General features: G+C 62.9%; 33 protein-coding genes. 13 read left to right on the top strand and 20 right to left on the bottom strand.

Translation table 11 applies throughout. The features are described from left to right. Both LIY36_RS08690 and LIY36_RS08685 read left to right on the top strand, forming a co-directional pair. Nucleotides 1–825, top strand: a complete 825-nt coding sequence (locus LIY36_RS08690; RefSeq protein WP_192298797.1) for an ion transporter — start codon at nt 1–3, stop codon at nt 823–825. A gap of 105 nt (nt 826–930) precedes the next feature. After that, nucleotides 931–1,935 carry a sulfate ABC transporter substrate-binding protein gene (locus tag LIY36_RS08685; RefSeq protein WP_192298796.1) on the top strand — a complete coding sequence of 335 codons (1,005 nt, stop codon included), beginning with the start codon at nt 931–933 and terminating at the stop codon, nt 1,933–1,935. Between the two features lie 130 nt (nt 1,936–2,065). Here the strand turns inward: LIY36_RS08685 and LIY36_RS08680 are convergent, their stop codons facing one another. Beyond that, nucleotides 2,066–2,680, bottom strand: coding sequence for a DUF5666 domain-containing protein (locus LIY36_RS08680; RefSeq protein ID WP_226455424.1), 615 nt, complete (start codon nt 2,678–2,680; stop codon nt 2,066–2,068). 171 nt (nt 2,681–2,851) lie between these two features. Here LIY36_RS08680 and LIY36_RS08675 point away from each other — a divergent pair, with 171 nt between their 5' ends. After that, nucleotides 2,852–4,048, top strand: a complete 1,197-nt coding sequence (locus LIY36_RS08675; protein ID WP_226455423.1) for an MFS transporter — start codon at nt 2,852–2,854, stop codon at nt 4,046–4,048. A 46-nt stretch (nt 4,049–4,094) separates the two neighbouring features. Here the strand turns inward: LIY36_RS08675 and LIY36_RS08670 are convergent, their stop codons facing one another. Both LIY36_RS08670 and LIY36_RS08665 read right to left on the bottom strand, forming a co-directional pair. After that, a complete protein-coding gene (locus LIY36_RS08670) occupies nt 4,095–4,499 on the bottom strand; it encodes a type II toxin-antitoxin system HicB family antitoxin (RefSeq protein WP_192298793.1) in 405 nt (134 codons plus the stop codon). 11 nt (nt 4,500–4,510) lie between these two features. Further along, nucleotides 4,511–4,699: a type II toxin-antitoxin system HicA family toxin gene (locus LIY36_RS08665; protein WP_192298792.1), complete on the bottom strand. Its 189-nt coding sequence runs from the start codon at nt 4,697–4,699 to the stop codon at nt 4,511–4,513. 190 nt (nt 4,700–4,889) lie between these two features. Here LIY36_RS08665 and LIY36_RS08660 point away from each other — a divergent pair, with 190 nt between their 5' ends. After that, on the top strand, nt 4,890–5,768 hold the full coding sequence (locus LIY36_RS08660) for a LysR family transcriptional regulator (protein WP_226455422.1): 879 nt from the start codon (nt 4,890–4,892) through the stop codon (nt 5,766–5,768). 61 nt (nt 5,769–5,829) lie between these two features. Here the strand turns inward: LIY36_RS08660 and phnN are convergent, their stop codons facing one another. The 11 genes from phnN to ccmA form a co-directional block, all read right to left on the bottom strand. Then, a complete protein-coding gene (phnN, locus tag LIY36_RS08655; protein ID WP_226455421.1) occupies nt 5,830–6,396 on the bottom strand; it encodes a phosphonate metabolism protein/1,5-bisphosphokinase (PRPP-forming) PhnN in 567 nt (188 codons plus the stop codon). Nucleotides 6,397–6,701: 305 nt separating this feature from the next. Continuing rightward, complete coding sequence (locus LIY36_RS08650; protein ID WP_192298789.1) at nt 6,702–7,100, bottom strand: hypothetical protein; 399 nt, start codon at nt 7,098–7,100, stop codon at nt 6,702–6,704. Nucleotides 7,101–7,116: 16 nt separating this feature from the next. Continuing rightward, entirely contained in the window at nt 7,117–8,301 is a 1,185-nt protein-coding gene (gene ccmI / locus LIY36_RS08645; protein WP_226455420.1) for a c-type cytochrome biogenesis protein CcmI, read from the bottom strand. Continuing rightward, complete coding sequence (locus LIY36_RS08640; protein WP_226455419.1) at nt 8,294–8,767, bottom strand: cytochrome c-type biogenesis protein; 474 nt, start codon at nt 8,765–8,767, stop codon at nt 8,294–8,296. The genes ccmI and LIY36_RS08640 overlap by 8 nt, the downstream gene beginning before the upstream one ends. Further along, nucleotides 8,764–9,300, bottom strand: a complete 537-nt coding sequence (locus LIY36_RS08635) for a DsbE family thiol:disulfide interchange protein (RefSeq protein WP_017734371.1) — start codon at nt 9,298–9,300, stop codon at nt 8,764–8,766. Before LIY36_RS08635 ends, LIY36_RS08640 begins: the two co-directional genes overlap by 4 nt. After that, nucleotides 9,297–11,285, bottom strand: a complete 1,989-nt coding sequence (locus tag LIY36_RS08630) for a heme lyase CcmF/NrfE family subunit (RefSeq protein ID WP_192298887.1) — start codon at nt 11,283–11,285, stop codon at nt 9,297–9,299. The genes LIY36_RS08635 and LIY36_RS08630 overlap by 4 nt, the downstream gene beginning before the upstream one ends. A gap of 3 nt (nt 11,286–11,288) precedes the next feature. Beyond that, nucleotides 11,289–11,744, bottom strand: a complete 456-nt coding sequence (ccmE, locus tag LIY36_RS08625) for a cytochrome c maturation protein CcmE (protein ID WP_226455418.1) — start codon at nt 11,742–11,744, stop codon at nt 11,289–11,291. Beyond that, nucleotides 11,741–11,917: a heme exporter protein CcmD gene (gene ccmD / locus LIY36_RS08620; RefSeq protein WP_003172771.1), complete on the bottom strand. Its 177-nt coding sequence runs from the start codon at nt 11,915–11,917 to the stop codon at nt 11,741–11,743. The genes ccmE and ccmD overlap by 4 nt, the downstream gene beginning before the upstream one ends. Then, on the bottom strand, nt 11,914–12,669 hold the full coding sequence (locus LIY36_RS08615; protein WP_192298785.1) for a heme ABC transporter permease: 756 nt from the start codon (nt 12,667–12,669) through the stop codon (nt 11,914–11,916). Before LIY36_RS08615 ends, ccmD begins: the two co-directional genes overlap by 4 nt. A 78-nt stretch (nt 12,670–12,747) precedes the next feature. Then, nucleotides 12,748–13,416, bottom strand: a complete 669-nt coding sequence (ccmB, locus tag LIY36_RS08610; RefSeq protein WP_192298784.1) for a heme exporter protein CcmB — start codon at nt 13,414–13,416, stop codon at nt 12,748–12,750. Continuing rightward, nucleotides 13,413–14,048 (bottom strand): cytochrome c biogenesis heme-transporting ATPase CcmA, encoded by a 636-nt coding sequence (ccmA, locus tag LIY36_RS08605; RefSeq protein ID WP_192298783.1) that lies wholly within the window; start codon nt 14,046–14,048, stop codon nt 13,413–13,415. Before ccmA ends, ccmB begins: the two co-directional genes overlap by 4 nt. Nucleotides 14,049–14,248: 200 nt before the next feature. Here ccmA and fliK point away from each other — a divergent pair, with 200 nt between their 5' ends. Both fliK and LIY36_RS08595 read left to right on the top strand, forming a co-directional pair. After that, nucleotides 14,249–15,826, top strand: a complete 1,578-nt coding sequence (fliK, locus tag LIY36_RS08600) for a flagellar hook-length control protein FliK (protein ID WP_226455417.1) — start codon at nt 14,249–14,251, stop codon at nt 15,824–15,826. Beyond that, nucleotides 15,823–16,152: an EscU/YscU/HrcU family type III secretion system export apparatus switch protein gene (locus LIY36_RS08595; protein WP_226455416.1), complete on the top strand. Its 330-nt coding sequence runs from the start codon at nt 15,823–15,825 to the stop codon at nt 16,150–16,152. The genes fliK and LIY36_RS08595 overlap by 4 nt, the downstream gene beginning before the upstream one ends. A 129-nt stretch (nt 16,153–16,281) precedes the next feature. Here the strand turns inward: LIY36_RS08595 and LIY36_RS08590 are convergent, their stop codons facing one another. Next, nucleotides 16,282–17,508, bottom strand: a complete 1,227-nt coding sequence (locus LIY36_RS08590; protein ID WP_226455415.1) for a molybdopterin molybdotransferase MoeA — start codon at nt 17,506–17,508, stop codon at nt 16,282–16,284. Then, on the bottom strand, nt 17,492–18,031 hold the full coding sequence (moaB, locus tag LIY36_RS08585; RefSeq protein ID WP_192298778.1) for a molybdenum cofactor biosynthesis protein B: 540 nt from the start codon (nt 18,029–18,031) through the stop codon (nt 17,492–17,494). Before moaB ends, LIY36_RS08590 begins: the two co-directional genes overlap by 17 nt. Nucleotides 18,032–18,107: 76 nt before the next feature. Between moaB and mobA the strand changes: the two genes are divergently transcribed. Further along, complete coding sequence (gene mobA, locus LIY36_RS08580; protein ID WP_226455414.1) at nt 18,108–18,710, top strand: molybdenum cofactor guanylyltransferase MobA; 603 nt, start codon at nt 18,108–18,110, stop codon at nt 18,708–18,710. Nucleotides 18,711–18,789: 79 nt separating this feature from the next. Further along, entirely contained in the window at nt 18,790–19,011 is a 222-nt protein-coding gene (locus LIY36_RS08575) for a YgdI/YgdR family lipoprotein (protein WP_016978480.1), read from the top strand. A 55-nt stretch (nt 19,012–19,066) separates the two neighbouring features. On the opposite strand, the gene LIY36_RS08570 is transcribed toward LIY36_RS08575, so the two are convergent. The 3 genes from LIY36_RS08570 to LIY36_RS08560 all read right to left on the bottom strand — a co-directional run bounded on the left by LIY36_RS08570 (nt 19,067) and on the right by LIY36_RS08560 (nt 20,652). After that, a complete protein-coding gene (locus tag LIY36_RS08570) occupies nt 19,067–19,957 on the bottom strand; it encodes a pseudouridine synthase (RefSeq protein ID WP_226455413.1) in 891 nt (296 codons plus the stop codon). A gap of 48 nt (nt 19,958–20,005) precedes the next feature. Beyond that, nucleotides 20,006–20,341 (bottom strand): hypothetical protein, encoded by a 336-nt coding sequence (locus tag LIY36_RS08565; protein ID WP_003189932.1) that lies wholly within the window; start codon nt 20,339–20,341, stop codon nt 20,006–20,008. 74 nt (nt 20,342–20,415) lie between these two features. After that, entirely contained in the window at nt 20,416–20,652 is a 237-nt protein-coding gene (locus LIY36_RS08560; RefSeq protein WP_192298775.1) for a glutaredoxin family protein, read from the bottom strand. 226 nt (nt 20,653–20,878) lie between these two features. Between LIY36_RS08560 and LIY36_RS08555 the strand changes: the two genes are divergently transcribed. Next, complete coding sequence (locus LIY36_RS08555) at nt 20,879–22,603, top strand: cation:proton antiporter (protein ID WP_226455412.1); 1,725 nt, start codon at nt 20,879–20,881, stop codon at nt 22,601–22,603. Here the strand turns inward: LIY36_RS08555 and LIY36_RS08550 are convergent. Further along, a complete protein-coding gene (locus LIY36_RS08550; protein WP_226455411.1) occupies nt 22,590–23,798 on the bottom strand; it encodes an ammonium transporter in 1,209 nt (402 codons plus the stop codon). The two genes, LIY36_RS08555 and LIY36_RS08550, sit on opposite strands and share 14 nt — an antisense overlap. Nucleotides 23,799–24,146: 348 nt before the next feature. Between LIY36_RS08550 and LIY36_RS08545 the strand changes: the two genes are divergently transcribed. The 4 genes from LIY36_RS08545 to LIY36_RS08530 all read left to right on the top strand — a co-directional run bounded on the left by LIY36_RS08545 (nt 24,147) and on the right by LIY36_RS08530 (nt 26,440). After that, on the top strand, nt 24,147–24,461 hold the full coding sequence (locus tag LIY36_RS08545) for a DUF883 family protein (protein ID WP_192298772.1): 315 nt from the start codon (nt 24,147–24,149) through the stop codon (nt 24,459–24,461). 2 nt (nt 24,462–24,463) lie between these two features. Beyond that, the gene (locus tag LIY36_RS08540; protein ID WP_192298771.1) at nt 24,464–24,847 is read left to right on the top strand and encodes a phage holin family protein; all 384 of its coding nucleotides are present in this window, start codon (nt 24,464–24,466) and stop codon (nt 24,845–24,847) included. Further along, nucleotides 24,844–25,185, top strand: coding sequence for a hypothetical protein (locus LIY36_RS08535; RefSeq protein ID WP_192298770.1), 342 nt, complete (start codon nt 24,844–24,846; stop codon nt 25,183–25,185). Before LIY36_RS08540 ends, LIY36_RS08535 begins: the two co-directional genes overlap by 4 nt. A gap of 91 nt (nt 25,186–25,276) precedes the next feature. Beyond that, on the top strand, nt 25,277–26,440 hold the full coding sequence (locus LIY36_RS08530) for an EAL domain-containing protein (RefSeq protein WP_226455410.1): 1,164 nt from the start codon (nt 25,277–25,279) through the stop codon (nt 26,438–26,440). Nucleotides 26,441–26,444 lie beyond the last annotated feature (4 nt).

Below are 26,444 nucleotides of genomic sequence, written 5' to 3'. Positions count from 1 at the left end.
ATGGACAGCAACAACGACTGGCGCCAACGGCTCTACGTCATGATTTTCCAGAGCGACACCCTTGCCGGGCGGCGTTTTGACGGCATCTTGCTGCTGATCATCCTCGCCAGCCTGGTGATCGTGATGCTCGACAGCATCGACGACATCCACCAGAACTACGCCGACGTGCTGGCCTACATCGAGTGGGGCTTCACCATCATCTTCGCCATCGAGTACGGCTTGCGGCTGTATTGCTCGCCCAAGCCGCTGCGTTATGCCTTCAGTTTTTACGGGCTGGTGGATTTGCTCGCGATCGTGCCCGGCATCCTCGCCCTGTATTACAGCGATGCGCAGTACCTGTTGATCATCCGCATCATCCGTATGTTGCGCATCTTCCGGGTGCTCAAGCTCAGCCCCTACCTCAAGCAAGCCAACTACCTGATGGCGGCGCTGCGCGGCAGCAAGCAGAAGATCGTGGTGTTCCTGGTCAGCGTGTGCACGCTGGTGACAGTGTTCGGCACCCTGATGTACGTAATCGAAGGCCCGGAGCACGGGTTTACCAGCATTCCCAAGGGCATTTACTGGGCCATCGTGACCCTGACCACCGTGGGTTTTGGCGACATCGTGCCGAAGACCCCGTTGGGCCAGGTGATTTCGTCGCTGGTGATGATCACGGGTTACTCGATCATTGCCGTGCCCACCGGGATTTTCACCGCCGAACTGGCCAGCGCCATGCGCGGTGAACAACTGCAACACGACTGCCCGGTGTGCAAGAAGAGCACCCACGAACCCAACGCCGCATTCTGTTCGCGCTGCGGCAGTAATCTTTTTCGTAAAGTGGAATAAGCAAAGTGCGTTTTAATCTTTAAACGTCTATGCGCGCCCGGCTATAGTCGCTGGCAAATTGCCGTCACTTACCCCGTCATTTTCTCGAACAACAAGGAATGAGCAGTGAAAAAACTCGTTAGCGCCTCTCTCCTGGCCGCCGGCCTCGCCCTGGCGGGCGCCGTCCAGGCTGCCCCCGTGACACTGCTCAACGTCTCCTACGACGTGATGCGCGATTTCTACAAGGACTACAACGCGGCGTTCCAAAAGCACTGGGACGCCGAGCACCCGAACGACAAGCTGACCTTGCAGATGTCCTTCGGCGGCTCCAGCAAACAAGCGCGCTCGGTGATCGATGGCCTGCCCGCTGACGTGATCACCATGAACATGGCCACCGACATCAACGCCCTGGTGGACAACGGCAAACTGGTGCCGGACAACTGGGTCACGCGCCTGCCGAACAACAGCGCACCGTTCACCTCTGCCACCGTGTTCATCGTACGCAAAGGCAACCCGAAAGCCCTGAAAGACTGGCCGGACCTGTTGAAAGACGGCGTGCAAGTGATCGTGCCCAACCCGAAAACCTCGGGTAACGGCCGCTACACCTACCTGTCGGCCTGGGGTTATGTGTTGAAGAACGGCGGCGATGAAAACAAGGCCAAGGCCTTTGTCGGCAAACTGTTCAAACAAGCCCCGGTGCTGGACACCGGCGGCCGTGCCGCCACCACCACGTTCATGACCAACCAGATCGGCGACGTGCTGGTGACTTTTGAAAACGAAGCGGAAATGATCGCCCGTGAATTCGGCCGCGACCAGTTCGAAGTGATCTACCCAAGCGTCTCCGCCGAAGCAGAGCCGCCGGTGTCGGTGGTCGACAAAGTGGTCGAGAAGAAAGGCACCCGCGTCGCGGCCGAAGACTACTTGAAGTACCTGTGGTCGGCCGAAGGCCAGGAAATCGCGGCGAACAACTACCTGCGCCCACGTGATCCTAAAGTGTTGGCCAAGTACACCGACCGCTTCCCGAAAGTCGACTTCCTGTCGGTGGAGAAAACCTTTGGCGACTGGCGCACCGTGCAGAAAACCCACTTCAATGATGGTGGGGTGTTTGACCAGATCTACAGCGGGCAGTAACTGAATAAACGCGGTTAAAACTGTGGGAGCGGGCTTGCTCGCGAATGCGGTGGATCAGCCAATGAATCTATTGACTGACACACCGCATTCGCGAGCAAGCCCGCTCCCACATTGGGTTCTGCGCCAGACCTTACATCGGTGGGGTCACGCCATCCTTGCCGGCAGAGATGGCCTGCGCCGTAATCGTCCCATCTGCCCCCCTCACCGCAAACAACACCACCTTCACCCCCGGTTTCAACAAGCTGCGATCCCCCGGTTCGAGGTTGACGATCGGCACGTCCTGGGGCACCACGATCTTCTGCTCACCGCCCTTGTACTTCACCGTCAGCGTGCGCCCGTTGCTCACCACCAGGTCGCCCACGGTGCCGTTGGTCATGCTGCTGCCTTCCTTTAAGTCAAAGGCGCGATGCCCGTCACCGGTGCCGGCCATGGCCGGTGGGAATACGTGCACTTCCAGGGCGGTCAAGCTGCCGTCGGCATTGGGCATGGCGGCGGAGCCAATGTAGCTGCCCGGCTTGATCTCATCGATCCTGGCCAGGGTGACGGCGCGCACCTGGGTGTCCCGGGTCAAGTGCACGGTGACGTCTTCGCCGCTGTTGACCTTGACCTGTATTGCGTCGCCCTCGACAGCGGTGATGGCACCGCGCACGCCCACACGCGGCGCATCGGCGGCGTGGGCCAGGCCAACGGCCATGGCGGCGGCAAGGGTTGACGCCAGGAGCATCTTGTTCAGCGTGATCTTCATGGGATTTCCTGTTTCGGCAGTTGTGTCTGAATGTATCATCAGCCTTCGCGCAGAAAGTTAACGATTCACTCATCAATACCGGGCATGAGTGTTATCACTGCCAGCGGCCTACCCGGGCTACGGTGTTGTCTTTACGCTCGCCCCACTTTCCTTCGCTTTTATGAGAACACCATGAACGCTACTTCCCACGCTACAAGCACCATGACCCGGAGCATGGTGATGCTGTTTGCGTTTTGCTGCGGCGCCATCGTTGCCAACATCTACTACGCACAACCGATCATCGAACTGATTGCCCCGGACATCGGCCTCACCCCCGCCATGGCCAGCCTGATCGTGTCACTGACACAAATCGGCTACGCCCTCGGCCTGTTTTTCCTGGTGCCCCTGGGCGACCTGCTGGAAAACCGCAAGCTGATGATCAGCACCACTGTGCTCGCCATCGCCAGCCTGCTGGGCGCGGCGATTACCGAGCAGCCGAACCTGTTCCTGCTGGTGTCACTGCTGATCGGCTTCAGCTCGGTGTCGGTGCAGATCCTGATCCCGCTGGCTGCGCACCTGGCGCCGGCCGAGTCCCGTGGGCGTGTGGTCGGCAGCATCATGGGCGGCCTGTTGCTCGGCATCCTGCTGGCGCGGCCGGTGTCCAGCGTGGTAGCGGATCACTTCGGCTGGCGCGCGATGTTCATGGCCGCCGCGGCATTGATGGCGTTTATCAGCGTGATCCTGCTGATCACCATCCCCAAGCGCCAGCCCGACCACAGTGCCACCTACGGCCAACTGCTGCGCTCCCTCGGCACCCTGCTGCGCAAGCAACCGGTATTGCGCCAACGGGCGTTCTACCAGGGCGGCATGTTCGCCACCTTCAGCCTGTTCTGGACCGCCGTGCCGCTGGAACTGGCGCGTAACCACGGCCTGAGTCAAAGCGAGATCGCCCTGTTTGCCCTGGTGGGTGCCCTCGGCGCCATCGCCGCGCCAATCGCCGGGCGCCTGGCCGATGCCGGCCACACTTACCGCGCGTCGCTGCTGGCCATGCTGTTTGCCGCGCTGAGTTTCCTGCCGGCCTTCGTCCACCCGCTGTACAGCGTGATCGGCCTGGCCGTGACCGGCGTGGTCCTGGACTTCTGCGTACAGATGAACATGGTGCTCGGCCAACGCGCCATCTACGCCCTCGACGCCAACAGCCGCAGCCGCCTGAACGCGCTGTACATGACCAGCATCTTCATCGGCGGCGCCTTCGGCTCGGCAATTGCCAGCAGCGTGTACGAACACGGCGGCTGGCTGGGTGTGGTGTTGGTGGGCAGTGCGTTCCCGCTGGTGGCGTTGTTGCGCTTCCTCAGCGTTTCCCGTGAAGCGGCCCCGGTAGCCGCGTAACACATGACCTGTGGGAACTGGCTTGTCGGGTCCCACAGGGCCAACCTCAGGAACGCACCAACTTCTCCAAAGCCGCATCCGCCAGGAATGACGAGCGGCTTTTCACCTTGTGCTCACGCACGTAGCGGTCGATACGCTGGATGACATAACCGGGCAAGGTCACATTGACCTTCTCGGTCTTGCCCAGATAGGGCGTAACGTCCAGCTCCAACATGCCCCAGCCCATACCCGCATAGTCTTCGTGGGCGTGATGATTGGCCACCGAGGTAGGCATGGGGATCGGCCCGCCCTCGGCGGCGATCTCCTGCAGCAGGATGTGTGCGACTTCCACGGCCGCGTTGTACGCCTCTTCGAAACTGTCCCCGGCAGTGACGGCGCCTGGAATATCGGGGATCTGAATGCCGGTGGCGGCGAAGTCATCGCCCCATTCGATACAGATTGGGTATTGCATGAATGCTCTCCTTAAAACTCAAACAGACCAGCACGTTTCCTGATACTTCTCACAGTACCCGCAGGCAGGTCCTTCTTTGGATGAGGCACCGGAATCGTGTACGGGTTATAGCGATGGGTAAAAATATGATGACTGCCCGTGACCCGATCCAGCACCCAGCCCGCCTCTTGCAGTTCCTTGATCAATAACCTGCTTTGCACCCCAGCCTCCTTGGCTTGGCCTGAATAAAAGTAACCCTAGAGTTATCTTTGCTCAAGCACAAAATCCCCCGGACTGACTGACGGCTGTTTTGCTGGATGTTGAAAGCCCCCGGCCCTGCACGGGAAACGCATGACACCTGCGGCTCATCACCTTAGGCTTGAGCGCCGCCAAGCCAAACAGGAACACCCGATGGACCGCCTCGCCGCCATGGAAACCTTCGTCCACGTTGTCGAAACCGGCTCGTTCTCCGCCGCCGCCAAACGCCTGGGTATCGGCCAGCCCGCAGTGTCCAAGAGCATTGCGCAGCTGGAAGCACGCCTGGCGGTGCGGTTGGTGTTGCGCTCCACCCGTGGCCTGAGCCCGACCGAGGCGGGCCTGGCGTTTTTCGAGAAAGCCAAGCGCGCCATCGATGAAGCCAACGCGGCCGACGACGCCGCCCGGGGCGCCGGTGCGGGGCTCAGCGGCAACCTGCGGGTCAGCGCGTCGGTGACCTTTGCCCGGATGCACATCATTCCCCAGTTGGGCGCGTTTCTGGCGCAGTACCCCGAGATCACTGTGGATGTGATCCTCGACGACCGCAGCCTCAACCTGGTGGAAGAAGGCATCGACGTCGCCCTGCGCATGGGCAATCTGGACGATTCAAACCTCACCGCGCGCAAGATCGGCGAATCGCCCTGCGTCATCCTCGCTACCCCGGCCTACTTCGAACGCTGCGGCGAACCCGCCACGCCGGAGGACCTGATGCAACACGAGGCCATCATCTACACCCGTGGCGAGGGCGCGCACTGGAGCTTCACCCAGGGCGACACGGCGTACCCCGTCGTGGCCCACGGCCGCGTGCGCGTCACCGCAGCCGAAGGCGTGCGGGCTGCGGTGTTGAGTGATTTGGGGCTGACATTATCGTCCACCTGGATGTTCGCGCCGGAACTGGCCAGTGGCGAAGTGAAAACCGTGCTCACCGACTGGAAACTGCCCGCACGGGATCTATGGGCGGTGTTCCCCACCGGCCGGATGGCGAGCGCCAAGGCGCGGGCGTTTGTGGCATATGTCGAGCAGTTGCTGGCGTAGCCCTCGCGCTTCAAACCGGGGAATACGAGCATTGAGCGACGGCCCGTTGTTGATGTGGCGCTCAACTCAAATGCTGCTGATCCAGGCAGCACAGCAAGCGCTCGACCGTATGCGCCAGCGGTCCGGAATTATCCAGCACATACAACCCCGAGCCATTGTCGGCAATCAGTTGTGCCGTGAACTGCGCATTGCGCGCCAGACGCGCTTCTATATCCGCCAGCGATTCACGTCCCCGTGAGATCAAGCGTTGGCGCAACACCGCCTGATCCACCGTCAGCAACACCACCAGCAAGGTCGGATAACGCGCGCGAGTCTGCGCCAGGTGCGCGCGGGAGCCGTTGACCAGCACGTCGTGCCCGGCCGCCAGCCAGTCGTCGATTTCCCTGGGAATGCCGTAGGACAAGCCATTCGCCTGCCAACTCAGGGCAAACGCGCCCTCGGCCTCCATCGCGGCGAACTGCTCGGGGCTCACGCCTTGCGCCGCCTCGCCCACCGCTTCCGCCGAACGGGTGATGACGCGGCGCACGATGCGGCAACCACGCTCGGCCAAGCGTGGGCGTGCGGCGTCCAACAGGCTGTCCTTGCCCGAACCGGACGGTCCGATGAGATAGATCAACCTGCCTGCCATCCACATACCCTCTTAACCTATTGCCGGTCAGCCCGCCGGCGGCGGCCACTTTACAGTAGCGCACTGGCTGGCAGGTAGTTTGCGAATGCGGGAAGCGATGGGCGCTGAAACCAGACTTTCCCTACGGCTGAATCTTCGCCAGTTATTCATGATGCCGGCCGAGTTGTACGCAGGAGGTCATACCCCAACCGGGTTTCCATTCCCCGGTCGGCATTCTGTGTGCAGCTCACCTCCCACATTTGCCCCCTGCGTTTGGCCGAACACATTTCATCGGTATGAAAAAGGCGACCCGAAGGTCGCCTTTTCTATTGCGCGTATTTCTTGCTCAACCCCGGCGGCACGCCCTGCACGTCTGTTTCTTCCCAGGGTCCATTCGGGCCGATGGAACGGCTCCAGCCGTTGTTCCAGCGATAGTAGGTGCGCTGGCGGTAGAAGGTGTCGGGTTGATCTTCCAGCACGTAGACCTTCATGGTGCCGTCCCAGTGGCTGGCGGCACCCGGTGGTGGGGCAAAGGTTGGCGACGAGGTCGGCACCGGCCTTTTCGGCGGTGGGGTTACCGGGGTGGAGGGTCTGGTGCTCGGCTGGGTCGCCGGGCCCGACGGTGGGATGGTCGGGCCGGTCGGTGCGGGAGGTGGGCGGTGGACCGCACAAGCACTCAGGCCCAATACCAGGCTGAGCAGGGTGATACGTGCGAATGCGGTCATGGGCGTTTCCTCGAAGTTACTTGTCCGGACTGTCGATGGTCAGCTGCTGCAGTGCAGTGGTGGTACTGGCCAAGGATTGGCTGCGGCCGATCCACTCGCCAGCGGTCGGAAGACCTGCCCGGGATATGCGCGCAACCAGTTGGACTTCAGGGAAGTTGGACAGTTTCAACTGCGGCATCATCGCGTCGGCATCGCCCAGTTCGACGGTCACCGGCAGTTCTGCGACGGTGACGCGCTTGGCCGCCAACGGTGCCGGCGGACCGGACACGGCGCGGGCGAAGATGAACACGCTGTCGCTTGGCAGGGCTTTGGCCTTGACGTCCGGCGCCAGGTCCACGCGGACTTTGAGCAGCGCCTTTTGCGCCACCGTGCCGCCGCTCTCTTTGAGTTTGTCAGCTGCGCGGTCGATGCCGCCTTGCAGCGCGGCTCGGGAGCCATCGGCTGCCGGCAGTTGCGCCAACAGGCGGCTCCAGTAGTCGATGGCTTCCTGGTAACGCTGGCCCTCAAACGCGGCGATACCGAGCAGGCCGAGGCTGGTGACTTCCTTGGGGTCAAGCTTCAACGCTTCGTCCGTCAGGGCCTGGACCTTGGGCGACCACTGTTTGTTGTCGGCAAAGTACTGCGCCTGGGCCCACTGGCCGAGTAGTTCCGGCTGGCGCCCGGCCAGGGCTGCGGCGCGTTCGAAGACCTTGGCCGCATCGGCCGCACGGTCCTGGGCCATGTAGGCACGCCCCAAGTAGTACAGGCCCTCCGGCGAGTCCGGCTGGGCGATGGCGGCGCGTTCCAGGCGCTGGGTCATGTCTTCCATGGACACCGGCGGCTGGGAGAATTCGCGGGTCAGTTCGACCTTGTCGCTGGCACCGAAATGCAGGTAGAGGCTCACGCCCAATACCGGGACCAGGAACGCGGCGAGCAACGGCAACGGTTTGCCCAGGCGCGATTCGCGGGGCTTTTCCACGCCTTCGGTGTCGGCCAGCAATTCGCGCGCGGCTTCGGCGCGGCCGGTGTCGAGTTGCGCGGCATTGAGCACGCCTTCGGCGCTCTGCGCTTGCAACTCGGCGACTCGTTCTTGGTACAGCGCCACGTTCAGCGCGGTGCGATCCTCTTCACGCTGGGCGCGGCGGCCACGCAGCACCGGGATCAACAGGAAACTCAGGGCAATCAGAAGCAGCAAGCCGGCTGCGAGCCAGAAATCAATCATCAGTCTTGGTGTCCAGCAATTGGTCGAGACGTTTGCGCTCTTCAGGGGACAGCGCATCGGAGCCATCGTCAGGCGCGGGCCGGCGACGACGAATGATCACCACCATCACCACCACGCCCGCCAGCAACAGCCCCGCGGGGCCGAACCAGAGCAGCGCGGTCTTGCCAGTGAGCGCGGGTTTGTAGCGCACGAAGTCACCGTAGCGATCAACCATGAAGTCGATGATCTGCTGGTTATCCTTGCCCTCCCCCAACATGCGGAAGATCTCTTTGCGCAGGTCGGCGGCGATGGGCGCGTTGGAGTCGGCGATGTCCTGGTTCTGGCACTTGGGGCAGCGCAATTCCTTGGTCAGTTCGCGAAAACGCTCACGCTCGGCGTCGCTGGCGAACTGGTAGGTGTCGATGGCCGCGTGGGCCACACCGGCCAGGCCCAGCGCCAGCACGGCGGCGGCTAACAGACGCTTCATGGCTTGGCCTCATCCACCAGCGCCTGGTACTTGGCGGCCAGTTGCTCGCGCCACACCACTTCGTCGATCACGCCGACGTACTTGTCGCGGATCACGCCCTTGGCATCAATGAAGAAGGTTTCCGGGGCGCCGTACACGCCGAGATTCAGACCGAGGTTGCCGTCTTCGTCGCGGATGTCCAACTGGTACGGGTTGTGGAATTCGGCCAGCCACTTCAGGGCGGCAGCGTTGTCGTCCTTGTAGTTGATGCCGTAGATCACCACGCCTTTCTCGGCCAGCTTGTTGAGCACCGGGTGTTCGACGCGGCAGGAGATGCACCAGGTGCCCCACACGTTGACCAGCGCCGGCTTGCCCAGCAGGTCGGCCTGGGTCAGGGTCTTGTCGCCTTGCACGGTCGGCAGGCTGAACGCCGGGAACGGCTTGCCGATCATTGCCGAAGGCAGCTCGGACGGGTCCAGGTAGAGGCCACGATACAAAACCACCGCACCGAGCAAAAACACGATCAGGGGGATCGCCATCAACCAACGCTTCATACCGCCGCTCCCTGCATGCCGAGGGCTTCACGCACCCGGCTCTTGACCTTGACCCGATAACGTCGATCCAGCGCTGCCAGCAAACCACCGAAACCGGTAAGCAGACCGCCGAACCAGATCCAACGCACGAACGGTTTCACATGCACCCGCACCGCCCAGGCGCCGTCGCCCAAGGGTTCACCCAGCGCAACATAGAGGTCACGGGTGAAACCGGCGTCGATCCCGGCTTCGGTCATCATCGAGCTCTGCACGGTGTACAGGCGTTTTTCCGGGTGCAGCACCGCCACTTCCTTACCGTTGCGCACAACGCGTACGGTGCCTTTGTCGGACGTGAAGTTCGGCCCTTCGAAGTGCTTGGCGCCTTCGAAGATGAAGTGATAACCGGCCAGGTCCATGGACTCGCCCGGCGCCAGGCGCAAGTCGCGCTCGGCACTGTTCTGGCTGGACAGCACCACGCCGAGGGCACACACGGCGATGCCGATGTGCGCGATCTGCATGCCCCAGTAGCTGCGGGTCAGGCCCGGCAGGCCTTTGATCAACCCTTTGTGGCGGGTCTTGTCGAAGATGTCGCGCACGCCGGCCAGCAGCACCCAGGCGGCGAGCAGGAAAGTGGCGAGCACTGCCCAGTTGAAGTCGCCGTAAGCAAAACCGGCGAGCACCGCCAGGGCCACGCTGCCGAGCAACACCGGCATCAGCATGCCCACCAGCCATTTCAGCGGGGTGTCTTTCCAGCGCACCAGCACGCCGACGGCCATCACCACCATCAACAAGCCCATCAATGGGATAAACAACGCGTTGAAGTACGGCGGACCCACGGACAGCTTGGCCCCGCTCAGCGCATCCAGCACCAACGGGTACAGGGTGCCGAGCAGGATCATCGACGCCGCCACCACCAGCACCAGGTTATTGCCCAGCAGCAGGGTTTCCCGCGACCACAGGTTGAAGCCGACCTGGCTCTTGACCACCGGCGCGCGCAGGGCGAACAGGGTCAGGGAGCCACCAACCACAAACAGCAGGAAGATCAGGATGAAGATGCCGCGTGCCGGATCAGACGCAAACGCATGCACCGAGGTCAGCACCCCCGAGCGCACGAGGAAAGTGCCGAGCAGGCTGAGGGAAAACGCCGCGATGGCCAGCAACACGGTCCAGCTCTTGAACACGCCGCGCTTTTCGGTGACGGCCAGCGAGTGAATCAACGCCGTGCCCACCAGCCAAGGCATGAAGGACGCGTTTTCCACCGGGTCCCAGAACCACCAGCCGCCCCAGCCGAGTTCGTAGTACGCCCACCACGAACCGAGGGTGATGCCAATGCCGAGGAACGCCCAGGCGACGATGGTCCACGGCCGCGACCAGCGCGCCCAGGCCGCATCGAGACGCCCGCCGAGCAAGGCGGCGATGGCAAAGGCGAACGCTACGGAGAAGCCGACGTACCCCATGTAGAGCATCGGCGGATGCACGATCAGGCCGATGTCTTGCAGCAGCGGGTTGAGGTCGTGACCGTCCACCGGGATCTGCGGCAGGATGCGGCTGAACGGGTTGGAGGTCATGATCAGGAACAGCAGGAAGCCGATGCTGATCATGCCCATCACCGCCAGCACCCGCGCCAGCATGACTTGTGGCAGTTGGCGCGAGAACACCGATACGGCGAAGGTCCAGCCGCCGAGGATCAATGCCCACAGCAGCAACGAACCTTCGTGGGCACCCCACACCGCGCTGAACTTGTAGTACCACGGCAAGGCGCTGTTGGAGTTATTGGCGACGTAGCCGACGGAAAAATCGTCGGTCATAAACGCGTAGGTCAGGCAGCCAAACGCGAACAGCAGGAAGGCAAACTGGCCCCAGGCAGCCGGCTGCGCCAGGCTCATCCACAGGCGGTCGCCGCGCCAGGCGCCGAGCAACGGCACCACGGCCTGCACCACGGCAAAGCACAGGGCGATGATCATCGCCAGGTGGCCCAACTCAGGAATAAACAGTGCGGACGTCATCACTCAACCCTCCTTGGCGGGCGTTGGTGCGGACTGGCCGCTGTCTTTCAGGGCCTTGGTCACTTCCGGCGGCATGTATTTTTCATCGTGCTTGGCCAGCACTTCATCGGCCACCACCACGCCGTCGGCGTTGAGCTTGCCCAAGGCGACGATGCCCTGGCCTTCGCGGAACAGGTCCGGGAGGATGCCGCGGTAGCTGATGGTCACGGACTTGCTGAAGTCGGTGACCACGAAGGTCACGTCAAGGGAGTCGCCGGAGCGTTTCAGCGAGCCCTGCTCGACCATGCCGCCGGCGCGGATGCGGGTATCCAGCGGCGCTTCGCCATTGGCGATCTGGGTCGGGGTGTAGAACAGGTTGATGTTCTGTTGCAAGGCGCTCAAGGCCAGGGCCACGGCAATGCCCACGCCAGCCAGGATGGCCAGGATGATCAACAGACGTTTTCTACGCAGCGGATTCACTTTTCGGTCTCCCGGCGCAGACGACGCGCCTCTTGTTGCAGGTAACGCTTGCGGGCCAGGATCGGCGCGGCGACGTTGAGGGCCAGCACCGCCAGGCAGATGCCATAGGCCGTCCAGACGTACAGGCCGTGGTGGCCCATGGCGAGAAAATCACTGAAAGAAGCAAAACTCATCCACGTGCTCCCAGGCAGCTTTGCACTTCGGCCTTGACCCAACTGGCCCGGGCTTCACGCTTGAGCACCTCAAGGCGCATGCGCATCAGCAGCACCGCGCCGAAAAAGCAGTAGAACCCCAGCACCATCAACAGCAGCGGCGCCCACATTTCCACGGGCATTGCCGGTTTTTCGGTGAGGGTGAAGGTGGCGCCCTGGTGCAGGGTGTTCCACCACTCCACCGAGTACTTGATGATCGGGATGTTGATCACGCCGACAATCGCCAGCACCGCGCAGGCCTTGGCGGCACTGTCACGATTACTGATCGCATTGCCCAGGGCAATCAGACCGAAGTACAGGAACAGCAGGATCAACATGGACGTTAGTCGCGCATCCCACACCCACCACGAACCCCAGGTCGGCTTGCCCCAGATCGCCCCGGTGACCAGCGCCACGGCCGTCATCCACGCCCCGATGGGCGCGGCGCATTGCAGGGCGACATCGGCGAGTTTCATCTTCCAGACCAGGCCGACGATGCCGCACACCGCCAGCATCACGTAGCAGGACTGGGCCAGCATCGCGGCCGGCACGTGGATATAGATGATGCGAAAGCTGTTGCCTTGCTGATAGTCCGGCGGCGCGAAGGCCAGGCCCCAGACCAGGCCGATGCCGATCAGCAGCACGGCGAAGAGGCTCAACCACGGCAGCAGCTTGCCGCTGATGCCGTAGAACCATTTGGGTGAGCCAAGCTTGTGAAACCAGGTCCAGTTCATTGCTGTTTCCATCACGGTTGCCGCTTGTCGACGCAAGCAGCTTAGGGTCTTTACTGGCTAATGATCAGCCAGACCTCATTATTCGCCGACGCTGATCTTCAGGCCGGCCGCTATCGCAAAAGGTGTCAGGGTTACCGCCAGGGCGGTCAGGCTGCCAAGCCACAAGAGGTAACCGGTCGCCGGCATGCCCATGAGCGCGGCTTGCAAGGCGCCGCTGCCCAGGATCAACACCGGGATGTACAACGGCAGAATCAACAGGGCCAGCAACAGCCCGCCGCGCTTCAAACCCACGGTCAACGCCGCGCCCACCGCCCCCAGCAAACTGAGGACCGGCGTACCGAGCAACAGGCTCAGCAGCAGGATCGGCAGGCATTCGACGGGCAAACCGAGCATCAGCGCCAGCAGCGGCGAGAGCAAGACTAGCGCCAAGCCGGAAAAAACCCAGTGTGCCAGCACCTTGGCCAATACCAGTAGAGGCAGGGGGTGCGACGAAAGGACCCACTGCTCCAGGGAACCGTCTTCGAAATCACTGCGAAACAGCCCGTCCAGCGAGAGCAGCACCGATAAAAGCGCCGCCACCCACACCAGTCCCGGAGACAAGGTTTGCAACAGTTTAGTCTCGGGACCGACCGCCAACGGGAAGAGTGCGATGACAATCGCGAAGAACACCAGTGGGTTGGCCAACTCGGCCGGGCGCCGGCATAACAACCGGGCTTCGCGGGCGACCAACAGGGCAAACACACTCATAGCGACCACCGGCCCAGGTCCAGGTCACGGTAACCGGCGGGCATGCGCGCGAGGGTGTGGTGGGTGGTGAGCACCACCAGCCCGCCCTGCTCGCAGTGTTGGGCCAAGTGCTCTTCCAACTGGGCGACGCCTTGTTTGTCGAGGGCGGTGAAGGGTTCGTCGAGAATCCACAGCGGCGGGCCCGGCAGGTACAAACGCGCGAGGGCCACGCGGCGCTGCTGGCCAGCGGACAGGGTGTGACAGGGTACGTCTTCGAAGCCCTTGAGGCCGACGGCGGCGAGGGCCTGCCAGATGGCGTCACGGGAGGCGGGATGATGCAGGGCGCTGAGCCAACTGAGGTTTTCTTCGGCGGTGAGCACGTCCTTGATCCCGGCGGCGTGGCCGATCCAGATAAGGTTGCGGGCCAGTTCAGTACGTTGCGCGTTCAGGGGCTTGCCGTTGAGGCGGATTTCACCCGCCGTCGGTTGCATCAACCCGGCCAGCAGCCGCAGCAGACTGGTCTTGCCGCTGCCGTTGGGGCCGCTGATCTGCACCATGTCGCCGCCCGTCAGCCGCAGGTCGAGGTGCTCGAACAACAGGCGCAGGTCGCGTTCACAGGAAAGCGCTACGGCTTCAAGAAGAGGGCTGGTCAAAAGATCGCGGGCCTTTACGGTTCAAGTCGGCGGTGCAGCGGCCGTTAAAGAGAAATGCACAATAACGGCTTTGGCGACCGATTTTAGAGAGCTGGATCAAATAGTTGTGAGGTTTTTAGCGCTCTCTTTGCAGACCGGCGGCATTATACATGCGATGCCCTACTCTCAAGAGGGCAATTTCCTTCAAGACGGCGTAGACGATGACCGGCGAAATCAACCTTCCTGTGCTTCCACCCGCCTCGACAGGCGGGCCCGCCCCGCTGCCCGCGACCGGTGAACTGCTCAAGTTGCTGGAACCGCAGACCGGGCTGATTTCCCCGGGAAAAACCGCCAACGCCGAAGTCATCGCCCTGAAACAAGGCGGTGAAGCCTTTCAGTTGCTGCTCAAGCTGACCCTCGACGGCGGCCGCCAGACCCTGGTGCAAGCCAGCAGCGCGCAACCCTTGCCGTTGGGCAGCAATGTGGCGGTCAGCCAGACCCCGGCGGGCAACCTGACCATCAGCTTGCAGCAGGCCCTGAGCGCCAACGTCGCCGCCCTCACCCGCATCGACACCACGCAGTTGCCGGTCGGCACGCTGCTGCAAGCCAAGGTGCTGACCACCCAGATGCTGCCCCAGGGCGCAGCGCAACCGGCGATCTACCGTTCGCTGGTGACGGTGCTCAACAACACCCTTGCCGGCGCTACATTGACGTTGGAAAGCCCCCAGCCGCTGCGCGTCGGCAGCTTGCTCAGCGCCGTGGTGCAGAACGCGCAAACCCTGAATTTCGTGCCGCTGAGTGGCTTGAAGGACCAACTGGCCGTCACCCAGCAGTTGGCGACTCAACATAGCCGCCAAGGCTCACTGGATGCCGTGTTCACTGCGTTGCAGAACCTGCCGCGCAGTGACAGCACCTCCACTGAACTGCGCGCGGCGGCCGAGCGTTTGTTGGCTGCTTTGCCCGATTTGGCGCAAGTCAGCAATCCGAAAGTGCTGGCCCAGGTGATCCAGAACAGCGGCGCCTTTCTTGAAGCCAAACTGCTCGCTGGGCAGAACCCAGGGGTTCCACCGCTGGACATGAAAGGCGCCCTGCTGCGCCTGGTGGCCGAGCTGCTACCGGCCCTGCCCGCCAGCACCAACCTCAATGCCATCCTCGCCGCCAATACCCTGGCCCAGGTACTGCCCAACTTTGTACGCAGCCCGCTGAACACCCTCGGCCAGCTCAGCGCCCGCCAGGCTCCCGCCGGTTTCCCGCTGCCCGAACGGCTGATGGCGAAACTGGAAGGCGAAGGCGACCTGGAAAACCTGCTGCGCCTGGCCGCCGGCGCCATCTCACGCCTGCAAAGCCACCAGCTGTCGAGCCTGGAGCAAACCGGCACCACCGCCGATGGTCGCCTGCAAACCACCTGGCAGTTGGAAATCCCCATGCGCACCTTGCAGGACATCGTGCCCTTGCAGGTCAAGTTCCAGCGTGAAGAACCGGCGCCGGACAAAGACCAGCCCGAACGCAAAGAACGCAAAGACCCCAGGCAGATGCTCTGGCGCGTGGACCTGGCGTTCGACATGGAGCCACTGGGACCGTTGCAGGTCCAGGCGCAACTGAGCCAGGGCAAACTGTCCAGCCAGCTCTGGGCGACCCGGCCGTTCACCGCCAGCTTGATCGAAAGCCACCTGGGCCACTTGCGCGAACGCCTGGTCACCTCGGGCCTTAACGTCGGCGACCTCGACTGCCACCTCGGCACCCCGCCACGCGGGCCGAAAACCGGACTGGAGCAACGCTGGGTGGATGAAACCGCATGAACAACGCCAACCCGCCGCGCCAGGCGATTGCCCTCAAGTACGACGGCCAGCAAGCACCGACCCTGACCGCCAAGGGTGACGATGCGCTGGCCGAGGCGATCCTCAAGCTGGCGCGGGAGAATGAAGTACCGATCTATGAAAATGCCGAGCTGGTGAAGCTGCTGGCACGCATGGAGCTGGGGGATAGCATTCCGGAGGAGTTGTACCGCACGGTGGCGGAGATCATTGCGTTTGCCTGGACGTTGAAGGGCAAGTTCCCGGTGGGATATGACCCGGATGCGGGGCCGGTGGAGCGGGACATCACAGAGCGTGGCGACGACTACTGAGCACTTCCAGACATACATCAATCCAAATGTGGGAGCGGGCTTGCTCGCGAATGCGGTGTATCAGCTAACAGATGTATCAACTGACCCACCGCATTCGCGAGCAAGCCCGCTCCCACAGGGGATTTGTGTTCAGTTCAAGACTTCGCTCAGGGGAATGAAGTTGACCACATCCCCCTCCGCCAACATCGTCCCTTCCAACACCTCCACCAACCCCTCGGCCCACGCCGCGCTGCGCAGCACGCCGGAGCTCTGGTTGCGGTAGATGATCGCCTTGCCCTGCTCGATGCGCCCGCGCAGGTACTCGCGGCGGTTGCCCGGTTTGGGCCACGTGAACCCCACTGGCACTTCGAAACGCAATGGCTCCACGTCCGCCACCCCTTGGCGGCGCAGCAGGTAGGGCCTCGCCAGCAACGCAAACGTCACCAGGGTCGAGGCCGGGTTGCCCGGCAGGCCAATCACCGGCACGCCACGGAAGTGCCCGAAGGTCAGCGGCTTGCCTGGTTTGATCGCGAGCTTCCACAGCGCCAGCTCGCCCTCTTCCCGCAGGGCAATGCCGAGGAAATCCGCCTCGCCGACCGACACACCGCCCGTCGACAGGATCAGATCAACGCTGCCCAGGCCCGCCAGGCGCGAGCGGGTCTGCTCCAGATCGTCGGGCAGAATGCCGGCGTCGATCACCTCGCAGCCCATGCGCTCAAGCCACGAACACAGCACGCGGCGGTTGCTGTTGTAGATCTGCCCGGGGCCCAGCGGCAGGCCGGGCTCGATCAGCTCATCCCCCGTGGACAGCACGGCTACACGCGGGCGGCGCACCACCTCGAGACGATCACGCCCGAGTGACGCGGCAAGCCCCAGTTCGATCGGCCCCAGGCGCGTGCCGGCGCTCAAGACCAACTCGCCGACCGTGGTTTCCTGGCCCTGGGGGCGGATGTTCTGGTCGGTATGCAGCGGCTGCGTGAAGCTCACGCGCGCGTCGGCGTGGACCACGGCGTTCTCCTGCATCTCCACGCAATCCGCGCCTTCCGGCACCGGTGCACCGGTGAAGATCCGCGCGCAGGTGCCGGCGGCCAATGGCTGCGGCGCCTGCCCGGCGAAGATGCGCTGGCTGACCACCAACGGCTCGCCGTTCCAGTCGGCCAGGCGCAGGGCGTAACCGTCCATGGCGCTGTTCGGCCAAGGCGGCAGGTCGAGGGTGGCGATCAGGTCTTGCGCCAAGACACGGCCATCGCAATCGGCCAGGGGCAACGTTTGCAAATCGCGGATCGGCGCGGCCTCGGCCATCGCCAGCAGTTGCGCCAAGGCGTCTTCCACCGGCATCAGCGCACCGCTCTTGCCGGGCTTACCCACGGGATTCACAGGGCTCGGCCTGCTTCAAGTGCGGTACGAAATTGCATGGGCGGTGACGGTTGTCCAGTTGCTCGGCGAGGATGCCATCCCAGCCGGTGCGCACCGCATTGGTCGAACCCGGCAGGCAGCACACCAGGGTGCCGTTGGCCAGGCCGGCCAGGGCGCGCGATTGCACGGTGGAGGTGCCGATGTCGGCCACGGAGATCTGGCGGAACAGTTCGCCAAAGCCGTCGACCTGTTTGTCCAGCAGGCAGCTCACGGCTTCCGGGGTGCTGTCGCGGCCGGTGAAGCCGGTGCCGCCGGTGATCAGCACGACCTGCACCACGTCTTCGGCGATCCAGTGGGCGACCTGGGCGCGGATCTTGTAGAGATCATCCTTGAGCAGCACACGCTCGGCCAGGTTGTGGCCCGCGGCGGTGAGGCGGTCGACGAAGACCTGGCCCGAGGTGTCGGTGTCCAGGGTGCGGGTGTCGCTGACGGTCAATACAGCGATGTTCAGGGGTACGAAGGGCGCATCTGCCTTGGCGGTCATGGCACGGTCCGGTTGTCGAAGAAACAGGCGGGTGTTATATCACAGGCCCCCCTTTTGCTGCCGCTGCGGAACCGCCATGCCTATCGATTCATCGCCCCTGCCCTGTTCGGTGTTGCTGTTGTCCGGTGGCCGTGGCCAGCGCATGGGCGGCCAGGACAAGGGCCTGCTGGAATGGCGCGGTCAGCCGTTGATTGCGCACCTGCACGGTTTGGTCCGGCCGCTGACGGACGACCTGATCATCTCGTGCAACCGCAACCCCGAGCGATACGCGGCGTTTGCCGACCAACTGGTCAATGACGACAGCCCGGACTACCCCGGGCCGCTCGCAGGCATCCGCGCCGGTCTTGTCGCCGCGCGTCATGGGCATTTGCTGATCCTGCCGTGCGATGTACCGCAGATCGATGCACAACTGTTGGCCGAGCTGCGTACGACCGCGCAACGCAATCCGCGGGTGCCTGTGATGGTGCGCCATGGTCAATTCTGGGAACCGCTGATCTGCATCCTGCCCACCGCCCTGCACGACGCGGTCGAGGCCGCCTGGCACGCCGGTGAACGCAGCCCGCGACAGATCTTCATGAAACTCGGCGCGGTGGGCCTGGAATGCCCGGCGGATGATCCGCGCCTGGCCAACCTGAATACCCCCGAGCTGTTACTCCCCAGCCCCGGCGTGTCAGAATGAGCCTCGCATCAGGAACTTTGTCGACGCCGCGCGCGTCACAAGGTCAGTATTTCAAAAGAATTCTCTCGGAGACAACACCATGACTCAACGGACCATCGCCGCTCTCATGCTTGCACTGGGCCTCGCCACCCTCGCCGGTTGCGCTTCGCCAACAGTGATCACCCTGAATGACGGTCGCGAAATCCAGGCCGTCGACACCCCTAAATTCGATAAGGATTCGGGCTTCTACGAGTTCGAACAACTGGACGGCAAGCAGACCCGCATCAACAAGGATCAGGTCCGCACCGTTAAAGACCTGTAAGTCTTAGCGTTTGCCACCAAGGCCCGCCGCGTGCGGGCCTTGTCGTTCTTGCGGGTTACCAGTCGAGGGTGATGCGGCTACGGAAGCTGCGTTCTTCGCCGGTCACAGGGTCGATGAACCGGACACCCTGGGCCAGCAGCTTGAGGGGGTTGGCGTAGTCGTCCACGGCATCCTTGATCACGTCAGGGTAGAACGGGTCGTTACAGATACTCGCGCCGAGCGCAGTCATGTGCACGCGCAACTGGTGCTTCTTGCCGGTCACCGGGAACAGGCCGTAGCGCCACAGATCGCCGTGTTTCTCGCGCACTTCAACCGCCGTTTCGGTGTTGCTCACACCTGCGCCTTCCTGCATGCGGAAGAACGGCTCGCCATCCACCAGGCGGCTTTTATGCACCAGGGGGAAGGTCAGGTCGGGCAAGGCAGGGGCGATGGCTTCGTAGAACTTGTCGATCTGGCGCGTGGGAAACAGCTGTTGATACGCCGCACGACTGGCCGGGTTGGCCGAAAACAGCACCAGCCCCGCGGTGTGCCGGTCAATGCGATGCAGGGGCACCAGCGACGGATTGTCCAAGCGGCGGATCAGGCGGCGCAGCAGGGTTTGCTCGACATACTCACCGGCCGGCGTCACAGGCAGGAAGTGCGGTTTGTCGGCGACCACCAAGTGTTCATCGGCGTAGAGGATGCTCTCCTCGACCGGGATCACCTTTTCGTTCGGCACTTCGCGAAAGTAGTAGATGCACAGGCCTTCCTTGTAGGCCAGGCCCTGGCTGATCGGGCTACCGTGGACATCCAGCACCCGACCGCGCGCGATGCGGTCCAGCCAATGTTCCCGGCCGATCGCCGGGAAGTGCTCGCACAGGCACTCGAGCACCGTCGCCCAAGGGCCCGGCGGCAAGTACAGGGTGCTGGCTTGGTGCTCGGACGCGATAAAACCGGAAGTGGACATGCAGATGCTCGAAGCTTGAGAAAACCGGCGGGCATTATCCCGCATGGCTCAGGCCTTGGCCAATTGCGCCCGCAGAACCGGCGAGGCACTGGCGGCCTCGGTGAATTCCTTGAGCCAGCGCAGCACGTCCACCGCTTCCCAGCGGCCTGGATCGTACAGCGCGTACAACAAACCCTGGTAACCCACCACATCCAACTGCTTGTGATAGCCGGCGCGCTGGAACAACGCCTCGATCTCGGCAAAGCAGGTATTGAAATGCACTTTGTTAAACGGCGTCTTGCCTTCCGTGACCAGGCCGTCGAGGCGCAGCTCGTTCACCGCGTCACGCACGACATCGGCGGACATGCGATTGACGCTGCTTTTCAGTTGTTCAACATTCACCACGGGCGTTCCCTCTACTCAATCGCTGTATAAACATACAGTAACTCAATATTCGGAAACCCGCCATCGCGCAAACCTCAGCGCAGGAAGGCGACCACCTGCCCGCTGTCGAACGGCCAGTCCAGCTCAGCGCCGGTGTCGACCCGCCGGAGTACCGGAATCCTTAGGCCGTAGCTCTCAAACAGCGCTTCGGAATCGGCGATATCGACCAATTCAACCATCAGCCCGTGTTCGACGAGCGGCATGATTTCGGATTCGGCATTCTCACAAAGATGGCAACCCAGGGTGCCGAACAGCTGGCATTCAGGAAGCATGACAAACGGACCTGCTCAGAAAGTAGGCGACCATTCTATGCCCGCTGGTTACCTGTGGCGAGGGCGCTTGCTGCCGCTGGGCCGCGAAGCGGCCCCAGGCATGGGACTGCTGCGCAGTCCGACGCGAGCAAGCGCCCTTGCCACAGAAAACCCTGACGCAGGTCAGCATGGCCTATAACTGATTCAGTGATTCTCGCGGCTTTTTGCCTGCCCTTTTGCAATGGAGATGTGTGTGTTTGCCAACCTGCTGATCATTCTGGCCTCATCCTTGGTGGTGATTGCGCTGTTTCGCCGGCTGCAACTGCCGCCCGTGCTCGGCTACCTGTGCGTGGGCCTGGCCGTGGGACCGACTGCCCTGGACTGGGTGAATGACAGCGAAGAGCTGCCGGACCTGGCCGAACTGGGCGTGGTGTTCCTGCTGTTCTCCCTGGGCCTGGAGTTTTCCTTGACCAAAATGCTTGCCCTGCGCCATGTGGTGTTCGGCCTGGGCAGTTTGCAGGTGCTGGGTTGCGGGGTGCTGCTGGGTATCCTGTTGATGACGCTGGGCGTGGCACCGGGCATCGCGTTGTTGCTCGGTGCCGGGCTGGCGTTGTCGTCCACGGCCATCGTCAGCAAGGAGCTGACCAGCCTCGGCGAAATCTTCAGCAGCCATGGCCAGAATGCGATTGGCGTATTGCTGTTCCAGGATGTGGTGGCGGTGTTGCTGCTGACCCTGGTGCCGGTGTTCGCCGGCACCGGCGAGCAGGCCTGGTACGTGGCATTGCCGCTGACCCTGGGCAAGACCGTGGTGCTGTTTGTCGGCTTGCTGCTGGCCAGCCGCTGGCTGTTGCCGCGCCTGTTTCATGAGGTCGCGGCGTCTCACTCGGCGGAGCTGTTTGTGCTGCTGGCGTTGGTGATCGTGCTGCTTACGGCGTGGCTGACGCACTTGCTGGGGCTGTCCCCGGCCCTCGGCGCGTTCCTGGCCGGCATGCTGCTTGGGGAAAGCCATTACCGGCACCAGATCGAAGCCGACATCCGCCCGTTTCGCGACATCCTGCTGGGGCTGTTTTTCGTCAGCATCGGCATGCTGATCGACCTGCAACTGTTCGTCAGCCACAGCCTGTTGATCCTGGGCCTGACGCTCACGCTGATGCTGGTCAAAGGCTGCGTGGTAGCTGCGCTGGTCAAGTGGCGCGGCAGCGACAGCGAGACCGCCTGGCGCAGCGGCCTGGCCCTGGCCCAGGGCGGCGAGTTCTGTTTTGCCTTGATGGCGCAGATGCAACAGAGCCGGCTGATTCCGGACGAGTTCAACGGCCTGTTGCTCGCTGCGACGTTCTGTTCGATGTTGCTCACGCCCCTGCTGTTGCGCGCCGCTCCAGCCATTGCCCTGCGTCTGCACCGCAAGCCCAACCAGCAGGTGCAACTGGAACACATCACCGCACTCAACGCCGAACTGCGCGGGCATGCGGTGATTTGTGGGTATGGCCGCGTCGGGCAATCCATCGGACGTTTTCTACGCAATGAACAACAGGCGTTTATCGCCCTGGATGACGACCCGGAACGGGTGCAGGAAGCCGCCACCGAAGACAGCAGCGTGCATTACGGCGATTGCCGACGGGGCGCATTACTCAGCGCAGTCGGCCTGGAGCGCGCGCGGTTGGTGGTGATTGCCGTGGACAACACCGATGTCGCCCTGGTGGTGTTGAAAGAAGCGCGGCGAATCAACCGCGAAGTGCCGATCCTGGTGCGCACCCGCGATGACAGCCAGTTGGCCGAATTGAAAGCTGCAGGCGCCAGTGAAGTGGTGCCTGAGCTATTGGAGTCGAGCCTGATGCTCGCCTCCCACGCCTTGATCCTGCTGGGCCTGCCAGACCAACAGGTGCAGGCGCGGGTCGACGAAGTGCGGCATAACCGCTATCGCCTGCTGCACGGTTTTTATCAAGCGGCCGACGAGCCGCTCAATCCTGACTGACCGCGCCGATCTTGTGAATCGACAGGTCCGCACCGTAATACTCCTCTTCCTGGCTCAGGCGCAGGCCGTAGGCGCGCTTGATCACGCCGTACACCAACAGGCCGCCGCCCAACGCCACGACCACACCCAGGGCGGTGCCGATCAACTGGCTGATCAGGCTGACGCCGCCCAAGCCACCCAGCGCGGTCTGGCCAAAGATGCCGCAGGCGATGCCGCCCCATACGCCGCACAGGCCATGCAGTGGCCACACGCCGAGCACGTCGTCGATCTTCCAACGGTCCTGAGCGGCGATAAAGCACCACACAAACAGGCCACCGGCAACCACGCCGGTGACCAGCGCGCCCACCGGGTGCATCAGGTCGGAACCGGCACAGATCGCCACCAGCCCGGCCAAGGGGCCGTTGTGCAGGAAGCCTGGGTCATTGCGCCCGATGATCAGTGCGGCCACGGTGCCGCCGACCATGGCCATCAGCGAATTGACCGCCACCAGGCCGCTGACGCCGTTCAGGGTCTGCGCGCTCATTACGTTGAAGCCGAACCAGCCGACAATCAGAATCCACGACCCCAACGCCAGGAAGGGAATGCTCGACGGTGCAAACGCCACCAGCCGTCCCTCGCGATAGCGCCCGTTGCGCGGGCCGAGCAGCAATACCGCCGCCAGCGCCAGCCAGCCACCCATGGCGTGCACCACCACGGAACCGGCGAAGTCATGGAAACTGGCACCAAAGGTCGCCAGCAGCCAGGCTTGCAGGCCGAGGTTGCCGTTCCACACCATGCCTTCGAAAAACGGGTAGATAAACGCCACGATCAGCGCCGTGGCGCACAGCTGCGGAACAAAACGTGCACGCTCGGCGATACCTCCGGAAATAATCGCCGGGATCGCCGCTGCGAACGTCAGCAGGAAGAAGAACTTCACCAGGCCATAGCCATGATCGGCGCTGATCACCGCCGCCGGTTGCAGGAAACTCACGCCGTAGGAGATCCAATAGCCTATAAAGAAATAGGCCAGCGTGGAGATGGCGAAGTCGCTGAGGATTTTCGACAGCGCGTTGACCTGGTTCTTCTGGCGCACCGTGCCGACTTCGAGGAACGCGAAGCCGGCGTGCATGGCCAATACCATGACGGCGCCGATCAGGATAAACAGGGTGTTGGAACTGTGGACGAGGGTGTCCACCGCACTTTGCAAATTTTCCATGGAGGTTGGCAGGCCTGCATTAAAGGCAAAAAGCACCAAAGCGGTTCAAGCCAGGGTCTCGCGCACTAAATTGGCACCACCGGCTCCACCCCTCTTCAGAGGGCGTGAACCGCTTTAGCGCAGCGATCACCACAACAGGCTGTTGCCGACAGGGTTTTTCCGCGAGTTTCAGTTATTTAGGGTAAGGTTTTTGAAGGCTTCCTGCCCGACCGCCCGGATTCAGCGCAAGCCACGTGGCCTGCGCACCAAGGCAAAGCAAAAGCTGTACCAGACAATTGCACTGAACCTTCACCGATGCCGGTGACTCGAAACCACAACGCACAGATTCAGCCCATCACGGAGATAACCATGGCCAGAAAAACGGCAAAGACTGCTCAAGAAATACTGCTGGCGGATTTTCAAACCCTGGTCAGCGACACCGAAAAGCTGCTGGACGACACCAAGATCCTGGCTGGTGACCAAGCCGACGAGCTGCGCAGCAAGATCCACGAGAGCCTGCTCAAGGCCCGTGAAACCTTGCACCAGACCGAAGAGTCCCTGCGCGAACGCGGCCAGGCGGCCGTCACCGCCACTGAAGATTATGTGCAGGCCAATCCTTGGCAGTCGGTCGGCATTGCCGCCGGCGTGGGTTTCCTGATCGGCCTGCTGGCTACAAGGCGCTAATCATGTCTAACGGCGAAACCGGCTCGTCCACGAGCTCTACTTCAAAGCGCCTGGGCGCGGCCGTGTTGGGTTTGCTGCACAGCCACGTCGAACTGTTCGGCATCGAATTACAGGAGCAGAAGGCGCGCACCGTCAGCCTGTTGCTGTTTGCCGGGCTGGCGTTGGTGTTTGCCCTGCTGCTGTTGGTGGGGTTGTCGACCCTGGTGATGATCCTGGTCTGGGACACCGGCTATCGTCTCACCGGGATCATCTGCCTCTGCGTGTTCTACAGCCTGGCCGCCGCCTTCTGCGGGTTACGCCTGAAAGCGGCGGTGTTCGATGAGTCCACACCGTTCCACGCCACCCTCGAAGAGCTGGCCAACGACCGGGAGCGCCTGCTGCCATGAGCCTGACTGAAATCCCGCACACCACTTCGCGCCGGGAAATGCGCAAGGCGCTGATCCGCCTGCGCATGGAAATGCACCGCCAGGAAATCCGCCATGAGTCGCAGCAACTGGTGGCACCACTGGCCAAGGTGCGCAACATGGGCCAGAACTGGCAGGACAGCCTGGGCATCAAGCATGCGCCGCTGTGGGGCGTGGCGGCGGTGACGCTGCTGGGCTTCTTCACCGGCAAGGGCGCCAAGGGTGGCAGTCTCGCCAGCCTGACGCGCCTGGTACGGTTGGGCGCCGGTTTGATCCCGCTGATCAAACTGGCCATGCAGGGTGCGTCGCGCAAAGGCTGAGCCACGCTGGCTGCATTCTTGCAGACAGAAGCGGCCCGGCTCTCGTTTTCGAGAGTCGGGCCTTTTTTCGCCATTTCTTTAAGGAGTCCCTGTGATCGACGGGCAACCGCTCGCCTGCTTCCAGCCGTTTATCGACACTGCCACCGGGCGCATTGCCGGCGTCGAAGCCCTGGGTCGCTTGCGTCAACCTGACGGCCGCTTGCAGTCCGTGGGGCCGCTGTTCGCTGACCCGCGCACGCCTGGCGTGAGCCTGCGGCGGCTGGACCGGCAGATCCGCGACAACGCACTGAGCCGCCTGCACGAAGTGCCCGAAGACTGGTTCCTCAGCCTGAACATCTCGCCCCGCTGGATCAACCGCCTGCGCCCCGGCCAGGTGCTGCCCAGCCTCAAGCAAGTGCGCGCCCACGGCGTCGATCCCCGGCGGATCGTATTCGAGATCACCGAGTTGGGCGGCAACATCCAGCGCCTGGCTGACGTAGTGGCGCGTTATCGCGAGGCCGGCGCGCGCATTGCCATCGACGATTTCGGTGCGGGCTACTCCCAGCTGGATCGGGTGCTGGCGCTGCAACCGGATATTCTCAAGCTCGACATGCGCCTGTTCCAAGACGCCGCACGCGGCGGGCCGAGCAGCGAAGTGGTGCGCGCACTCGCGCAAATGGCCGAGAAGACCGGCTGCTGGATCATTGCCGAAGGCGTGGAGACCGAAGCGCAGTTGAGCTTTGCCCTGGAGTGCGGGGCGCGGTATGTGCAGGGGTATCTGTTCGCCCAGGCGCAGCTTGACTGGTTCGCCGCCGATGCCTTCGTGCCACGCTTTGCACAACTGCGCACGCAGTACGTCCAGCAAAAACTCACGGAGCGCGGGCGCCTCATGCAGCTGCGCCTGCAATTGGTCGAGCTGATGCACATCCTGCAAACCTGGGCCCAGGGCCAGGCACCCTTGAGCCAACTGCCACAACTGCCGGACTTCCCCTGGCTGCTGCGCTTCTATCAGTGCGACCGGCATGGCACCCAACTGACCCCGAACTTCGAATGGCAGCACGATGCCTGGCAAGCCGACAGCCGTTACCTGGGTCACAACTGGTCGTGGCGCCCGTATTTCTATCACTTGCTGGCCGAGGGTTGGGAGGAGCGGCGGCTGAATCTGTCTTCAACCTATCGCGACGCCACCAGCAATCAATACTGCCTGACCGCCGGACAATTCTTCGATAACGGTCAGCGCTTGCTGTTAGTCGATGTCGACGCCGCCGGGCTGTAGATTT

Source organism: Pseudomonas sp. AF03-9 (genome assembly GCF_020515815.1).
Taxonomy (GTDB): Bacteria; Pseudomonadota; Gammaproteobacteria; order Pseudomonadales; family Pseudomonadaceae; genus Aquipseudomonas.
Note: the sequence above shows the minus strand (reverse complement) of the source record. Positions and strands in the feature narration are given on the sequence as shown.

Coding starts and splice junctions, on each gene's coding strand:
- moaB (WP_192298778.1), bottom strand. CDS start 18,031: ATGACCGCCAAGGCAGATGCGCCCTTCGTACCCCTGAACATCGCTGTA.
- ccmD (WP_003172771.1), bottom strand. CDS start 11,917: ATGAGTTTTGCTTCTTTCAGTGATTTTCTCGCCATGGGCCACCACGGC.
- LIY36_RS08615 (WP_192298785.1), bottom strand. CDS start 12,669: ATGAACTGGACCTGGTTTCACAAGCTTGGCTCACCCAAATGGTTCTAC.
- LIY36_RS08690 (WP_192298797.1), top strand. CDS start 1: ATGGACAGCAACAACGACTGGCGCCAACGGCTCTACGTCATGATTTTC.
- LIY36_RS08535 (WP_192298770.1), top strand. CDS start 24,844: ATGAGCCTGACTGAAATCCCGCACACCACTTCGCGCCGGGAAATGCGC.
- LIY36_RS08630 (WP_192298887.1), bottom strand. CDS start 11,285: ATGACGTCCGCACTGTTTATTCCTGAGTTGGGCCACCTGGCGATGATC.
- phnN (WP_226455421.1), bottom strand. CDS start 6,396: ATGGCAGGCAGGTTGATCTATCTCATCGGACCGTCCGGTTCGGGCAAG.
- LIY36_RS08675 (WP_226455423.1), top strand. CDS start 2,852: ATGAACGCTACTTCCCACGCTACAAGCACCATGACCCGGAGCATGGTG.
- LIY36_RS08560 (WP_192298775.1), bottom strand. CDS start 20,652: ATGCTTCCTGAATGCCAGCTGTTCGGCACCCTGGGTTGCCATCTTTGT.
- LIY36_RS08595 (WP_226455416.1), top strand. CDS start 15,823: ATGAACAACGCCAACCCGCCGCGCCAGGCGATTGCCCTCAAGTACGAC.
- LIY36_RS08550 (WP_226455411.1), bottom strand. CDS start 23,798: ATGGAAAATTTGCAAAGTGCGGTGGACACCCTCGTCCACAGTTCCAAC.
- LIY36_RS08555 (WP_226455412.1), top strand. CDS start 20,879: ATGTGTGTGTTTGCCAACCTGCTGATCATTCTGGCCTCATCCTTGGTG.
- LIY36_RS08660 (WP_226455422.1), top strand. CDS start 4,890: ATGGACCGCCTCGCCGCCATGGAAACCTTCGTCCACGTTGTCGAAACC.
- LIY36_RS08635 (WP_017734371.1), bottom strand. CDS start 9,300: ATGAAGCGTTGGTTGATGGCGATCCCCCTGATCGTGTTTTTGCTCGGT.
- LIY36_RS08640 (WP_226455419.1), bottom strand. CDS start 8,767: ATGAAGCGTCTGTTAGCCGCCGCCGTGCTGGCGCTGGGCCTGGCCGGT.
- LIY36_RS08570 (WP_226455413.1), bottom strand. CDS start 19,957: ATGTCCACTTCCGGTTTTATCGCGTCCGAGCACCAAGCCAGCACCCTG.
- LIY36_RS08575 (WP_016978480.1), top strand. CDS start 18,790: ATGACTCAACGGACCATCGCCGCTCTCATGCTTGCACTGGGCCTCGCC.
- LIY36_RS08650 (WP_192298789.1), bottom strand. CDS start 7,100: ATGACCGCATTCGCACGTATCACCCTGCTCAGCCTGGTATTGGGCCTG.
- LIY36_RS08680 (WP_226455424.1), bottom strand. CDS start 2,680: ATGAAGATCACGCTGAACAAGATGCTCCTGGCGTCAACCCTTGCCGCC.
- fliK (WP_226455417.1), top strand. CDS start 14,249: ATGACCGGCGAAATCAACCTTCCTGTGCTTCCACCCGCCTCGACAGGC.
- LIY36_RS08540 (WP_192298771.1), top strand. CDS start 24,464: ATGTCTAACGGCGAAACCGGCTCGTCCACGAGCTCTACTTCAAAGCGC.
- ccmI (WP_226455420.1), bottom strand. CDS start 8,301: ATGATTGATTTCTGGCTCGCAGCCGGCTTGCTGCTTCTGATTGCCCTG.
- LIY36_RS08545 (WP_192298772.1), top strand. CDS start 24,147: ATGGCCAGAAAAACGGCAAAGACTGCTCAAGAAATACTGCTGGCGGAT.
- ccmB (WP_192298784.1), bottom strand. CDS start 13,416: ATGAGTGTGTTTGCCCTGTTGGTCGCCCGCGAAGCCCGGTTGTTATGC.
- LIY36_RS08670 (WP_192298793.1), bottom strand. CDS start 4,499: ATGCAATACCCAATCTGTATCGAATGGGGCGATGACTTCGCCGCCACC.
- mobA (WP_226455414.1), top strand. CDS start 18,108: ATGCCTATCGATTCATCGCCCCTGCCCTGTTCGGTGTTGCTGTTGTCC.